Annotated in this window: 12 protein-coding genes; 4 read left to right on the forward strand and 8 right to left on the reverse strand. The window is 58.2% G+C overall.

Annotation, left to right across the window (positions count from 1 at the left end):
• Positions 1-12: 12 nt before the first annotated feature.
• The 5 genes from ROLI_RS19215 to ROLI_RS19235 all read right to left on the reverse strand — a co-directional run bounded on the left by ROLI_RS19215 (position 13) and on the right by ROLI_RS19235 (position 4,235).
• Positions 13-1,251: a sorbosone dehydrogenase family protein gene (locus ROLI_RS19215; protein ID WP_187429375.1), complete on the reverse strand. Its 1,239-nt coding sequence runs from the start codon at positions 1,249-1,251 to the stop codon at positions 13-15.
• Between the two features lie 73 nt (positions 1,252-1,324).
• The gene (locus ROLI_RS19220) at positions 1,325-2,896 is read right to left on the reverse strand and encodes a GMC family oxidoreductase (RefSeq protein WP_187429374.1); all 1,572 of its coding nucleotides are present in this window, start codon (positions 2,894-2,896) and stop codon (positions 1,325-1,327) included.
• A gap of 15 nt (positions 2,897-2,911) precedes the next feature.
• Entirely contained in the window at positions 2,912-3,430 is a 519-nt protein-coding gene (locus ROLI_RS19225) for a Twin-arginine translocation pathway signal (RefSeq protein WP_187429373.1), read from the reverse strand.
• Positions 3,431-3,460: 30 nt separating this feature from the next.
• The gene (locus ROLI_RS19230; protein WP_187429372.1) at positions 3,461-3,856 is read right to left on the reverse strand and encodes a VOC family protein; all 396 of its coding nucleotides are present in this window, start codon (positions 3,854-3,856) and stop codon (positions 3,461-3,463) included.
• 88 nt (positions 3,857-3,944) lie between these two features.
• Positions 3,945-4,235 carry a ribbon-helix-helix domain-containing protein gene (locus ROLI_RS19235; RefSeq protein WP_187429371.1) on the reverse strand — a complete coding sequence of 97 codons (291 nt, stop codon included), beginning with the start codon at positions 4,233-4,235 and terminating at the stop codon, positions 3,945-3,947.
• 237 nt (positions 4,236-4,472) lie between these two features.
• Here ROLI_RS19235 and ROLI_RS19240 point away from each other — a divergent pair, with 237 nt between their 5' ends.
• Positions 4,473-5,156 carry a fumarylacetoacetate hydrolase family protein gene (locus ROLI_RS19240; protein WP_187429370.1) on the forward strand — a complete coding sequence of 228 codons (684 nt, stop codon included), beginning with the start codon at positions 4,473-4,475 and terminating at the stop codon, positions 5,154-5,156.
• 87 nt (positions 5,157-5,243) lie between these two features.
• Here ROLI_RS19240 and hemN read toward each other — a convergent pair whose 3' ends face one another.
• The 3 genes from hemN to bchE are packed head-to-tail and all read right to left on the reverse strand — an operon-like array spanning position 5,244 to position 8,913.
• Positions 5,244-6,593, reverse strand: coding sequence for an oxygen-independent coproporphyrinogen III oxidase (hemN, locus tag ROLI_RS19245; RefSeq protein WP_187429369.1), 1,350 nt, complete (start codon positions 6,591-6,593; stop codon positions 5,244-5,246).
• Positions 6,594-6,604: 11 nt separating this feature from the next.
• Positions 6,605-7,213: a bacteriochlorophyll 4-vinyl reductase gene (gene bchJ / locus ROLI_RS19250; RefSeq protein ID WP_187429368.1), complete on the reverse strand. Its 609-nt coding sequence runs from the start codon at positions 7,211-7,213 to the stop codon at positions 6,605-6,607.
• Positions 7,213-8,913 (reverse strand): magnesium-protoporphyrin IX monomethyl ester anaerobic oxidative cyclase, encoded by a 1,701-nt coding sequence (bchE, locus tag ROLI_RS19255; RefSeq protein WP_187429367.1) that lies wholly within the window; start codon positions 8,911-8,913, stop codon positions 7,213-7,215. Before bchE ends, bchJ begins: the two co-directional genes overlap by 1 nt.
• A 698-nt stretch (positions 8,914-9,611) precedes the next feature.
• Here bchE and ROLI_RS19260 point away from each other — a divergent pair.
• From ROLI_RS19260 to pta, 3 genes are all read left to right on the forward strand, one after another.
• Positions 9,612-11,108 (forward strand): PLP-dependent aminotransferase family protein, encoded by a 1,497-nt coding sequence (locus tag ROLI_RS19260; protein WP_187429366.1) that lies wholly within the window; start codon positions 9,612-9,614, stop codon positions 11,106-11,108.
• A gap of 70 nt (positions 11,109-11,178) precedes the next feature.
• On the forward strand, positions 11,179-12,957 hold the full coding sequence (gene xsc, locus ROLI_RS19265; RefSeq protein WP_187429365.1) for a sulfoacetaldehyde acetyltransferase: 1,779 nt from the start codon (positions 11,179-11,181) through the stop codon (positions 12,955-12,957).
• Positions 12,958-13,000: 43 nt separating this feature from the next.
• Positions 13,001-13,999, forward strand: a complete 999-nt coding sequence (pta, locus tag ROLI_RS19270) for a phosphate acetyltransferase (RefSeq protein ID WP_187429364.1) — start codon at positions 13,001-13,003, stop codon at positions 13,997-13,999.
• Positions 14,000-14,010 lie beyond the last annotated feature (11 nt).

Here is a 14,010-nt window from a genome sequence, read left to right on the forward strand (position 1 = left end):
CGGGCGCATCGTTTATTCGGAATAAGAAATCCGGTAGATCGCATTCGCGAAGTCATCCGACACCAAAATGGAGCCATCCCGCATCATGGCGACATCCACCGGGCGACCATCATATTCGCCGTTCTCGTCAATCCACCCTTCGGCGAAAGGTTCGATGGTCGCGTTCCCTTCCTCGTCAATGAAGGTCACCATGACCCGCGCCCCAATCGGTGTGGTGCGGTTCCAAGAGCCATGTTGTGCCGAGAAGATCGCGTTTTTGTACTTCGCCGGGAACATGTTACCGGTATAAAATGTCATGCCCAGATCCGCAGCATGCGCGACGGTTTCAACGGCGGGCATGACCACATCAACGGGGACTTCTTGTCCGGCGTATTCATTGGTGCGCGTCGATCCGCCACCATACCATGGATGCCCGAAATGCTGGCCCATTTCGGTCTGTCGGTTAATCTCACCGGGGGGAATATCATCGCCCATGCCATCGACCTGATTATCGGTCCACCACAATTCACCGGTGACCGGGTGGAAATCATGGCCCACCGAATTGCGCACACCGTAGGTATAGACCTCGCGGTCTGACCCATCCCGGTTCATGCGGATAATACCGCCGATTCCCACCTCATTATACAGGTCCAGTTTTTCAGGTGGTGCCACGTTGAACGGTTGGCCCAGCGAGACATAGAGTTTGTCATCCGGTCCGATTTTCACGACGCGCGCGGTGTGATTGAAACTCTCCTCCTCCACCGGGATCAGCGTGCCTTGTGGCACAATCGGTACGGCCACGACATCCGGGCTTTCATGGAAAAACTCCGCCGCCGGATACATCATCATGCGGTTGCGTTCGGCGATGAACAGGAACCCGTCCTTGGAGAAGGCCACACCGTTTGGTACGTCGAATTCCAGCGATGGGGCGAAATCCTTGACCTCATCGGCGACCCGGTCACGGTCACGATCCATGACCGACCAGACCTTGTCTTTTTTGGTGCCGACAAACAGCACCGTACCCTGCGGGGCCATCGCCATGTGGCGCGCATCCGGCACCAAAGCGTAGAGTTCGATCTTGAACCCTTCGGGCAGGGTGATGCCTTCGAGGACGCGGCGGATTGAATCCGCCGCAGGGGCGTTTTGATCAATGAAAGTGTGTTCTTTGGTGCCGGTAACTTTGAATTGCCCGAGCTTTTCCAGGTTGGTTTGTGCACCAGCAGACCCTGCCAGCAAAGCCGTCGCCGCGACGGCGCTTAGTAGATGTTTCATATCTTCCTCCCAGTTGCATTATTGTGGCGAGGAGCGCTTGCCCCCCGATGTTCAATCTGCCCTTTTTTTCGCCTCACAGGTTACCTTTGCCCATCTCTGCGGCGATATGATCCGCCTGCCGGATCGCCAGCGCCACAATGGTGAGCGTCGGATTTTCTGCCGCCCCCGTGGTGAACTGGCTGCCATCGGAGATGAAAAGATTTGCAATATCATGGGTTTGCCCGTGACCGTTCACCACCCCGTCCCGCGAATTTTGCGACATGCGGTTGGTCCCCAGATTATGCGTGGAGGGATAGGGCGGCGTCGGGAAAACTCGTGTCGCGCCCACCGCCTCATAGACGGCCATTCCCTGTTTATAGGCGTGGTTGCGCATCGCGATATCATTGGGGTGATCGTCAAAGTGCACGTTGGGCGCGGGCATGCCGTATTGATCCTTGACGTCATGATTAAGCGTAATACGATTGGTTTCCTGCGGCATGTCCTCGCCCACGATCCACATCCCGGCCATATTTTCATAAGAATCCAGCGCGGTCGTGAATTCACGCCCCCAACCGCCGGGATCAAGGAAGGCGGCCATGAACGGCAGTCCAAGTGCGAGGGTTTCAAGCTCATACCCACCTACAAAACCACGCGATGGGTCATGACGGCTTTCGTCCTGAATGATGCCCGCCATAGTGGTGCCACGCCACATTTTCACCGGTTTGTCGAAGACGCCATAGACGGAGCCGGTCATGTGGCGCATGTAGTTGCGCCCGACCTGCCCGGAACTGTTGGCCAACCCGTCAGGAAACATCGCGGAGGCGGAGTTAAGCAACATGCGCGGGCTTTCGATGGAATTGCCCGCGACACAGACGATGCGCGCTTTTTGCATCTGCTGATTGCCATCCGCGTCCGCATAGACGACGCCGGTGACCTTGCCGCTGTCGTCATGCTCAATGCGCAACACATGGGCCTTTGAGCGGACTTCGAGATTGCCCGTGGCCTCCCCCGCAGGAATGTCGCGGTAAGCGGCGGACCATTTGGCCCCCCATTTGCAGCCCTGAAAGCAGAAACCCGTCTGTTGGCAGGCCTGCTCGTCCCCGCGCGGCGCGGAATTGATCGCCATCCGCCCCGTATGGACCTCCTTGTAGCCCAGCTTTTTCGCGCCGGCCTCAAAGACCTTGTAGTTGTTACATCCCGGCAACCCTGCGCGGTCCCCGGTGCGGGTCACACCCAGCTTATCCTCGGCCTTGGTATAATAGTCGTCCATTTCGCGCGGGTTAATCGGCCAGTCGAGCAGGTTCGCACCCTGTACGTCACCGTAGTTGGTTTTCGCCTTCCACTCGTGATCCTGAAAGCGCAAGGACGCGCCCGCCCAGTGGGTGGTTGTGCCACCAACCGCCTTGACGATCCACGCAGGCAGGCCGGAAAAGTCATTCGCCACGCGCCAATCCCCGGAGGTCGTGCGCGCGTCAAGCCATGCCAGTTGGCCAAAGCTTTCCCATTCGTCATTGATGTAATCATCGGGCAAATACCGCCCGCCCGCCTCCAGCGCGACAACGCTGATGCCCTTCTGGGCCAATTCATTCGCCAGAACCCCGCCGCCAGCGCCGGTTCCAATAATAACGACAACGCTGTCGTCGGTGAGCTCAAATGGTGCCGTCATGGTGCCATCCCCCCCTTAAATCCAAGCAATGTCGTCAAAGCCGCGATCAATATAGCCACCCTGGCTATAGCTCTCGCCCTCATAGCCAAAAAGCGGCCAGACCTCCTTCTGGTTATAAAGCCCCGTCACCAGACCTCCGCGTATGGTTTGGAAAAAAGGGCTGCTTTCCATGGCCCGCAGGATGTCCACGCGGTCACGTTCCCAGCCGGTTTCGGCATAGCTGGCGAACCCCTTGCCTTGGGCGGCGGCATCAAGACCGGTAATCCCGGTCTCGATCATGTCCTTCATCTCGGCGGTGTCATAGCCTTTGACCGCAGCGGCATAAAAATGATCCGCCACATGGTCATGCGGATAAATATCGCGCGCCATCTGGATCAGGGTCGCCATCGTGCTTGGCTGTAAATGCTCGACCTGCATGGCCCAGGCTGCGTTCGGGCTGGCGACAAAGCCCGCACCGATCATAAACGCGGTGCCTGCCGCGGTACTGCGCGCCAGCAATTCGCGGCGCGTCATCTTTAATGTCTGTTGTGTCATTGAATGATCTCCTCCCAAAGTTCAATTCAGTTAGTGATAGCGGCCCATCCTCTGCATCACTTCGATCTCATAGCCATCCGGGTCCTTTACGAAGAAGAACCGCGCCAGCAAATCGCCGCCCGGCGCGAAATCCACCAGCTTGCGCGGGGTAAAACCGGCCTCGCTCAGACGGGCATGTTCGGCGTCCACATCCTCCACGCAAAACGCCAGATGCCCGTAGCCATCCCCCAGATCATAGGCTTCGGTGCGCCCCTTATTGATGGTCAGTTCCAGCTCGAAACTGTTTTCGGCATTGCTCAGATAGACCAGCGTGAAACTCTCAAAATCAAGCCGCTCCGCCGAAGTCAGGCCGAACGCGGTCTCATAAAACCGCACAGAGCGCTCTTCATCCAGAACGCGGATCATCGAATGGATCGCCTTGGCCATCTGTCCCCCCAAACATTGATGCAACCGAGACTTTAAGAGTACCGGTGGTTTTTGCGGCCGGGTAGTAGCGCGTTACTACGTCCGATTTTTATTCGGCGGCAATTTTATCGCCCGCCGCCAGGATCTGTTCCTGACGGATCAGACAGGCGCAGCGCAGCAACGACGTGAAATTTGCAGCCTCCCCCCGCAGCTCCAGAACCTCGGCGTGCAGCTTGGAAACAAATGCAGGTGTAGTCATGCCTTCATGCTGCGCAATGCCATCCACGATGTTCCAGAAGTTCCGTTCCAGCCGGATGCTGGTGCTTTGGCCATTCAATCGCAAGCGCCGCGTGATGGGCGTGTAACCTTCGGGGTCCTGTCCCGCAAATACCTGACACATTAGAACACCTCCAAAAGAAATGATTGATCTATCTTTGCGCTTTGACGGGCGGTTGGCAATCCCGCAGGACCGCGACCTTAGTTCGTGTTTGTCGGCCTGTTTCAACGATCATGCTTTGCGGCGTCGGCTGATCCTGTGCAATCTCGGAGCCTGCGATCAGATAAGACGCGCTGGATTGATTAATCTCAGGGTCGCGGATACCACCTGTCTCTAGTGACCAAGAAGTGGAGCGCCCCGATGTCAGATTTTGTAATCCCCCCCCCGCCCAGCACGCGACTTGATGTCGTGGGCGGTGGCGTCTTTCCCGTGCGCCGCGTCTATTGCATCGGTCGCAACTACGCCGCCCATGCCATCGAAATGGGTCATGATCCGGACCGTGAGGCCCCGTTTTTCTTTCAAAAGAACCCCGATAACCTCGACCCCTCGGGCGTGTTTCCCTATCCCCCCCACTCCTCAGACGTGCACCACGAGGCGGAATTGAGCGTGTTTCTCAAATCGGGTGGTATGAATATCTCTCTCGAAACGGCTTTGGATCACGTCTATGGCTATGCGCTGTCATTGGACATGACGCGGCGCGATCTTCAAGGGCAGATGAAAAAAGCCGGTCGCCCCTGGGAGATCGGCAAGGCCTTTGAACGCTCCGCGCCCATCGGGCCGGTGCATAAGGTCGCGGACGTCGGTCACCTGCAAAGCGGTGCAATCACGCTCAAGGTCAATGACGTGTTGCGCCAGAAGGGGGACCTAAACCAACTGATCTGGAAGATCCCGGAGGTGATATCCTACCTGTCGGAATATTTCGAATTGGCGGCGGGGGACGTGATCATGACCGGCACGCCGGCGGGTGTCGCTCCGGTGGTGCGCGGTGATGTGATGGAGATCGCGATTGAAGGCCTGGGCAGTATGAAAGTAACGGTCGCCTGAAATCAGGCAACCCGGTGTCACGAAACGGCAGATGCGCACAGGCACGGCGGACCGTCATGGCAGCCCTGTGCAAGAGCGGAACGAACCTCAAACAGCGACAGAATGGCGTGCTGTGCTATCCTTGAGATAGGCATCAAAAGCCGACGCCGCGATGCGCACGAGCGGGAAACCCCGCTGCGTCATCCGCACTTTCCCCTGCGACTGGGTCAAAAGGCCGTCGGCTTCCATTTCGTCAAGAATACCCAAGGCATCTGCCCACCAACTCTCCGGCGCACCATGGGTTCGCCCAATCGCCCCGGCATCGACATGACCGTCACACATCAGCCGCTCGATGACATCGGAGCGCAGCCGGTCATCAAAGACAAAGGGCAGCCCCTTGGAGACAGGCAACTCACCCGCTTTCACCGCCCGCGACCAGGCCCCGGTTTCGGTAATGTTCTGGACATAGCCTGACGGCGTGCGCCCGATGGATGTGGCCCCCATCCCGATCATCGTTTCGGCCTGATCGGTGGTATAGCCCTGAAAATTCCGGCGCAACTGGCCTTTGCGTGCCGCAATGGCAAGCGCATCATCCGGCAGGGCGAAGTGATCCAGACCGATTGCGATATAGCCCTGGGCCAGCAACGCCTCCGCCGCGGCACCGGCCTGTGCGGCGCGCTCTTCGGCTCCAGGCAAAGACCCGTCCGGGATCATACGTTGATTTTTGGCCATCCAGGGCACATGCGCATAGCCGAAAAGCGCGACGCGGTCCGGGCGCATCGCAGCGCTGAGTTTCACGGTTTCAATAAGGCTTTCCACGGTCTGATACGGCAGACCGTAAATCAGATCGAAGTTGATACCCGACACGCCCGCCGCGCGCAATTGTTCAACGGATGCGCGCACCATAGCGGGCGGTTGCACCCGGTTGATGGCCTTTTGCACGCGCATGTCGAATTCCTGCACGCCAAAGCTTGCGCGCGTGAAGCCGAGGTATCCGATGCGTTGCGCCATTTCCGGCGTCAACGTGCGCGGGTCGCTTTCAATGGCGATCTCCGCATCCGGCGCGAAATCCCAACGCGCACGCACGTCGCCCATGAGGGTCTCCAGATCATCCGGGCTCAGGGCTGTGGGCGTGCCACCGCCCCAATGCAGGTGGGATATGCTCATGCGCGCCGGCAGCGCGTCCGCCGTCAGGCTGATCTCATCGCGCAGCGTTTGGGCATATTTCGCAACCGGCTCATAGCGCGACGCCAGCTTCATATTACACCCGCAATACCAACACATCTGACGACAAAACGGCACGTGCAAATAAAGCGACACAGGGGCCGCCACATCCAGGCTGGACAGCCAGGCGCGGTATCTGTCCGGCGCGAAATCCTTCTGGAAATGTGGCGCGGTGGGATAGCTGGTGTAGCGCGGCGTGGCGCGGCTTGCATAGCGGTCAAGCACAGGGTCCATTGTGTCATCTTTCAGGATAGGGAAATTTCAAATCGGCAAGCCGGGGCCCCCTGCGCGCAGCACGCAGGGTGGGTGACCTTTGCGTTTTGCGCCACAAGGCTGCGGAATAAGTGTTCGAAAACCGCGACATGCCAATGGCACTGCGGTTGCGCCAGGGGGTTATCGATGATCTCGAGTCTGCACGGGTTGCCGGGCGTCACATGCACCCGACCGCTGCCCGCATAGGTCCAGGCGTTGGCGGCCATCGCCCGGAGCAACAGACGCCCCGCCCATCGCGCGGGGAGCGTTTTCATAACCCATTGGGCCGGACGCGGAATGCGGTTGGCCAAAAGATAGTCGGCCGTTCTGTGACCCGCATCGCGCGCGATGCCGCGGGCGGTGCCCGGCGGCAGGGCAATGCGAAGCCCGTCATGCAAGCGCGCAGCGATGTCTTGCGCGACCATCTTTTCGGGGGGCGTGATCAGGATATCGCCCAAACCCGAGCTCTTGAACACCTGAACGGCAAGTGTTTCCCCGCCGAGCGCGCGCAAGGCGGCGGCGACCTGGGTCACCGCGTTGGGGCCAACCTTTGCCTCCGGGTTGGCCGCCAGCGTATCAAGAGAGGGTGCTGCCGCTGCCATCAAACCGGCTCTTTGGTATCGCGCGCGCCCACTGCCCCGTTTGGCATGCAGAAGGGCTTGTTTTTCGGCATCTGTTCATCGCCAGCGCCGCAGGCCATAACCTTGGCCGCTGTGCGATCTTCGGCCCGCGCCTTGCCCTGAGCGCGCAGAGCTTCGCGACGTTCCTTCGCCCTTGCCGCGCGATCTGCGGATGCCTCCCAATCGGTCATCTGTGCGGGGGCAATCTTGCGGCTTTCGTCGAAATGAAAATCCAGCTTGTTCTTGGATTGCGGGCCAGTGTAGCCAACCTTGCCCAGATCATAGAAGGTGCGCGCAAACCCGGCCTTGGCAAAGGCCTTAAGACATCCCAGCAAGTATTTACGTCGGAACCCGGTGCCACGCCATGGATAATGAAACAGCGCCTTGATCATATAGAACCGCCGGTAATTGTTCATCACCCGGTCGAGCAATTCACCACGGTCCATCGCTTCGGGCCGCATGATGGGCGTGACGAAATTGTATTTCTCAAAATCGAAGACTTCGACCTTGTCGCCAAGCTCCTGATAAAGCGGCGTAAAAGGCCAGGGTGTATACATCGACCAATTGGCCAGATCCGGATTCCATTCCCGCGCATAACGGTAGGTTTCTTCGAGCGTTTCAGGTGTTTCATTGTCCAGCCCGACAATAAACTGCGCCTCGGTGAAGATATCCGCATCCCGCAGCAGTTGGATGGCGCGGCGGTTGTCCTCAACCTTGGTTTCCTTGTTGAACAGATCGAGTTTCAATTGCGCGGCGGCCTCGGTCCCCAGGGACACGTGGACCAATCCGGCACGGCGGAACAGGGGCAGCAAGTCTTCGTCGCGCAGAATGTCCGTAACGCGGGTATTGATACCCCATTTGATCTTGTCGGGCAGGCCGCGCGCGATCAGCTCTTCGCAGAATTGGATGAATTTCTTGCGGTTGATGCTGGGCTCTTCATCGGCAAGGATAAAGAAACCGACGTCGTGATCATTCACCAGTGTTTCGATTTCATCCACGACCTTGATGGGGTCGCGCACGCGGTAATCGCGCCAGAATTTCCATTGCGAGCAGAACGAACAGGTAAACGGACAACCGCGCGCCAGGCTGGGGATCGCGACACGCACGCCCAAGGGGACATAAATATAGCTGCCCCACTCAAGAAGTGACCAATCTGCGACGATGGCATCAAGGTCCTTGACCGTGGAGGCGGCCTGCGTGGCGATAATTTCCGTACCGTCAATATAGGCGATACCTTTGATGGATTTGCGCTCGGTGGGCCAGCGGCCTTCAGCATAAGCGCGCATCAGATCGACGATAATCTCTTCACCTTCGCCGCGCACGATGACGTCGATCCACGGGGCTTCTGAGAGGACTTGCTTATACATGAATGTCGCATGGACACCGCCGAGAACGCCCAGAGCATTCGGGCAGACCTCCTTGCCGATCTCAAGCACCCGCTCGGCTTTGTAAATCGAGGGGGTGATCGCGGTCACGCCGATCACATCGGGTTGAAGGTCGCGCAGCTTTTTGGCCAAAGCGTCGTCTTCGATATTATGCGTCATCGCGTCGATAAAGGAGACATCCGTAAAACCCGCAGATTTCAGCGCGCCACCGATGTAAGCCACCCAGGCGGCCGGCCAACTGCCAGCGATCTCTGCCCCGCCCGAATGATAGTTTGGATGAATTAAGACGATTTTCATGAGCTTCTTCCTGTCCGCAGATCAGGATAGTTTACACCTCAAGTGTCACTCTGCCTTGACGCAGATCAAGACGGCCAGGCCCAGATCCGGGCCAGAAGACCTCGTTCATCCCCAAGCGTTGCCTGTGGTACCCCAAGGGTCGATGGGATCCAGAACCTATGTCCGCTCGCCATTGATATCGACTCTCAAGATGGTGTCGTTTGATGTCATGGCTCCAAAGACAACGACACTCTGGCATTTTCATCGTCCGGCATGCTGAACCAGTACGGCAACATCGAAATAGAGCAGGAAAACGCATCTTACCCCCCCAAAGCCACAATTAAAGGCCTCTGTCCATGCGCCCGGTTTCCGAGATGCGGCCCAATCCTGCGCTTCCTTTGCCTGTGCGAATAGTGTTCGCCCGACCATTCACCGAGAAAGCTGCAGTTTTTCCCCTGCGGTCCGGTCGCGGACATGTCTCGGTTTCGGCTGCTATCCGATTTGAGGCACCAATCCGGACCGGATCGCGTTAAAGAGGTACCTTTGCACCGGTAGAGAATAGAATTTCTTGCCGCTGAAGTTTATTAATGATACCAAAAGTTTCATTAATACGTCTTTTAGTCATCCAGGACTGCGTGCAGCAGGTGCTGAACCGCATATTTTCGAGTACGATTAGTACCAGATTGAAAGCAGTATATATCCAGTGTAGGCTCTTTTGAATGGCACTGCCCGTCGAGACCTTTTTCCTGCACCCTGATGCTCAGGGGACTCTGCAATCGCAGATCCAGGAGATAATTGCCCAAGGGATATTATCAGGCCGGTTTCAGCGCGGCGAAAAACTCCCCTCCACGCGCAAACTGGCAATCCATCTGGGCATCAGCCGCATCACCGTGACCATCGCGTATACAGAACTTCTCGCGAATGATTATCTGACCTCGCGCGGTCGGTCGGGGTATTATGTCTCTGAAAACGCGCCCGCGCCCCCCGCCTTTGCGCCCTCCAAGGCAGGCCCTGATGCGGTGGATTGGAGCCGCGCGATCGGGCAGCGGTTTTCCGGCGGGGACATGCCGCGCAAACCTGCGGATTGGGCCGGGTATCGTTATCCGTTCATCTATGGTCAGGCCGATCCGGAATTGTTTGATCATGCCAACTGGCGGCTCTGTGCACTCAAGGCGCTGGGGCAAAAAGATTTCACCGCGCTGACCACCGATTATTATGATCAGGACGACCCGCAGCTGATCGAGTTCATCGCCAGGCATACCCTGCCGCGACGGGGGATCAGCGCACGGCCCGAACAAATCCTGATCACGCTGGGCGCCCAGAATGCGCTTTGGCTGACGACGCAGGTATTGTTGACGCAACGGCGGCGTGCGGCGCTGGAAGACCCCTGTTATCATGCGCTTAGGGATATTCTGTCACAATCGCGTTGCCATGTGACGCCGGTGCGTGTGGACGCCGATGGGATGCCACCGGATGCCATTCCACCCGATACGGACGTGATTTTCACCACGCCCAGCCATCAATGTCCGACCACCAACACCATGCCCATGCAACGCCGTCATGATCTGCTTAAACGTGCTTCCGAGATGGATGCGTTGATCGTGGAGGATGATTACGAATTCGAGATGTCCTTTCTCAAAAGCCCCTCTCCCGCGCTTAAATCGCTCGATACCGATGGGCGCGTGATCTATGTCGGCAGCTTTTCCAAATCGCTGTTTCCCGGGTTGCGGTTGGGATATCTGATCGGTTCCGAGCCCTTTATCCGCGAGGCCAGGGCCTTGCGTGCCTCTGTGCTGCGCCACCCGCCGGGCCATGTGCAACGGACGGCGGCATATTTCCTGTCGCTGGGGCATCATGATGCGTTGATCCGCCGGATGGGCACTGCGCTGCATGAACGGCGCGAGGTGATGACCACTGCAATAAACGAACACGGCCTCAAAATTGCCGGGCAAGGTGCCTACGGCGGATCGTCCTTTTGGATGCGCGCACAGCCGCATGTGGACACCTTTGACCTTGCCCGTCGCCTTCAGACGCGCGGCGTGCTAATCGAACCGGGACATTCCTTTTTCTGTGGCCCCTCGAAACCCAAAGACTACTATCGACTCGCTTATTCGTCCATTTCTGCTGGCCGTATCGCCAAGGGTGTCGCTATTGTCGCCGACGAGATGCGCCACCTTGACCAACTGGGGCTAAGCGAAGCGAGTAACTGGCCCTAACGGTCCCTGTCGGGACGCTTTACTTAACCCTCAATCAAGAATCACAACCATTCAACCAAGGACCCTCTCCATGAAAATGACAACTGAAGAAGCCTTTGTAAAAACACTGCAAATGCACGGGATTGATAATGCATTTGGGATCATCGGATCCGCGATGATGCCAATCTCTGACATTTTCCCGGATGCGGGTATCAAATTCTGGGACTGCGCCCATGAAACAACTGGCGGCATGATGGCGGATGGGTACACCCGCGCCACCGGCAAGATGAGCATGATGATCGCGCAGAACGGACCCGGCATCACCAACTTCGTGACCGCCGTAAAGACGGCTTATTGGAACCACACACCGGTTCTGCTGGTCACACCGCAAGCCGCCAACAAGACAATCGGTCAGGGCGGCTTTCAGGAAATGGAACAGATGAACCTGTTCGCCGACTGCGTTGCCTATCAGGAAGAAGTACGTGACCCCACCCGGATCGCCGAAACGCTGAACCGTGTGATCATGCAGGCCAAGCGCGCCTCCGGTCCTGCGCAAATCAACATCCCGCGCGATTTCTGGACGCAAGTCATTGACGTCGACCTGCCGGCGATTGTTGAGTTCGAACTGCCACAAGGTGGCGAATCTGCTGTTCAAAAGGCAGCGGATCTTCTGTCTTCCGCGAAATTCCCGGTCATCCTCAACGGCGCTGGCACCGTTTTGTCAAAGGGTGGGATCGAAGCCTCCCGCATCCTGGCCGAACAGCTCGATGCTCCGGTATGTGTGGGCTATCAGCACAATGACGCGTTCCCCGGCAACCACCCCTTGTTCGCCGGTCCCCTGGGCTACAACGGTTCCAAAGCGGGCATGCAACTGATCGCCAAAGCGGATGTTGTACTCTGCCTCGGGACGCGCTTGAACCCGTTCTCCACCCTGCCCGGTTACGGCATTGATTACTGGCCCAAGGACGCCAAGATCATTCAGGTGGACATCAACGCGGACCGCATCGGCCTGACCAAAAAAGTGACTGTCGGTATCATTGGTGATGCGGCCAAGGTTGCCACGTCCATCTCCGCAAAGCTGGCGGATGGTGCCGGTGACGCGGGCCGTGCGGAGCGCAAAAACCTGATCGCTACGACCAAATCAGCATGGGCGCAGGAACTCACCTCCATGACGGATGAGCAGGACGATCCGGGCACCGACTGGAACGTGCGTGCACGTGCGGCCAAGCCGGATTGGATGTCCCCGCGCATGGCGTGGCGCGCCATTCAGGCGGCGCTGCCGGTCGAGGCGATCATTTCATCGGACATCGGCAACAACTGCGCGATCGGGAACGCCTATCCGTCTTTCAACGAAACCCGCAAATATCTTGCGCCGGGTCTGTTTGGTCCTTGTGGATATGGTCTGCCGTCCATTGTGGGCGCGAAAATCGGCCAGCCTGATGTGCCTGTTGTGGGTTTTGCGGGCGACGGGGCCTTCGGTATTTCGGTCAACGAATTGACCGCGATTGGCCGCGGCGACTGGCCCGCGATCACGCAGATCGTCTTCCGTAACTACCAGTGGGGTGCTGAAAAGCGCAACTCGACCCTTTGGTTTGAAGACAACTTCGTCGGCACCGAGCTGGACGAGGAAGTCTCCTATGCGGGGATCGCCAACGCCTGTGGTCTCAAGGGCGTCGTGGCACGCACGCAGGACGAGCTGACGGCGGCACTTGATCAGGCGATCAAGGACCAGATGGAAAACGGTGTGACCACTTTGATCGAAGCCATGATCAATCAGGAACTCGGCGACCCCTTCCGCCGTGACGCCATGAAGAAGCCGGTTGCCGTTGCTGGGATCAGCAAAGACGACATGCAGCAACAAACCGTATAAGACCGGGTGCATTCCAGCATCCGCATAAACAAAGGAGCAGGCCATGAATGTGCTGCGTGATCTTTCCAAACGCGCAGCCGTCCGGCCTGCCCATATCGTCCTGAGCGAGGGGACTGACCCTCGCATCGTGGCCGGTGCTCTTGCCGCGGTGCAGGCGGGGACGGCCCGCATTACGCTCGTCGGGGCGTATGACGATGTCACAGCCCAGCTTGTTGCGGCAGGTGCAACCGAAAGCCCCACCCTCAGGATCCAGGACCCGGCGACATCCGCGCTTACCGCTGAGTTCGCCGACGCCTATTTCGCGCTGCGCCAGCACAAAGGCGTCAGTCACGAGGTCGCTGAGACACAGGCGCATGACCCGCTGGTATTTGCCGCCATGATGGTGCGCCTGGGCCATGCTGACGGCACTGTTGGCGGTGCGGTTGCAACCACTGGTGATACGGTGCGCGCGGCCCTTCAGGTCATCGGCAAGGCTAAAGAAGCCCCGCTCGTCTCCAGCTTTTTTCTGATGGTTCTGCCGGAAAACCATCCCTCCGGGCGTGATGCGATGATCTTTGGCGATTGTGGGTTGGTGATCGAACCGACCTCCGAAGAACTGGCCGCGATTGCCGTGGCTTCGGCCGCGTCCTGCCAACAGCTGCTGGGCGTTGAACCAAAGGTCGCGCTTTTGTCCTTCTCCACCATGGGCTCGGCGCGCCACGGTTCCGTTACCAGGGTAAGCGAGGCCGCCGCCTTGCTCCGGGCCAACCATCCCGACCTGAAGGCCGATGGTGAATTGCAATTTGACGCGGCCTTCGCGCCCGAAGTCGCCGCGACCAAGGCCAAGGGATCCGCCATCGCAGGCCATGCCAATGTGATGATATTTCCCAACCTTGATGCGGGCAACATCGGCTATAAGATCGCACAGCGTATCGGTGGCGCCGTTGCCATTGGCCCGGTGTTGCAAGGTCTTGCCAAACCCGCCAATGATCTGTCACGCGGATGTGTGGCAGAGGATGTAACGAACATGATTGCTGTGACTGCATTGCAGGCCACCGCGTAAAGGACACTCAG

It is taken from the genome of Roseobacter fucihabitans (assembly GCF_014337925.2).
GTDB lineage: Bacteria > Pseudomonadota > Alphaproteobacteria > Rhodobacterales > Rhodobacteraceae > Roseobacter > Roseobacter fucihabitans.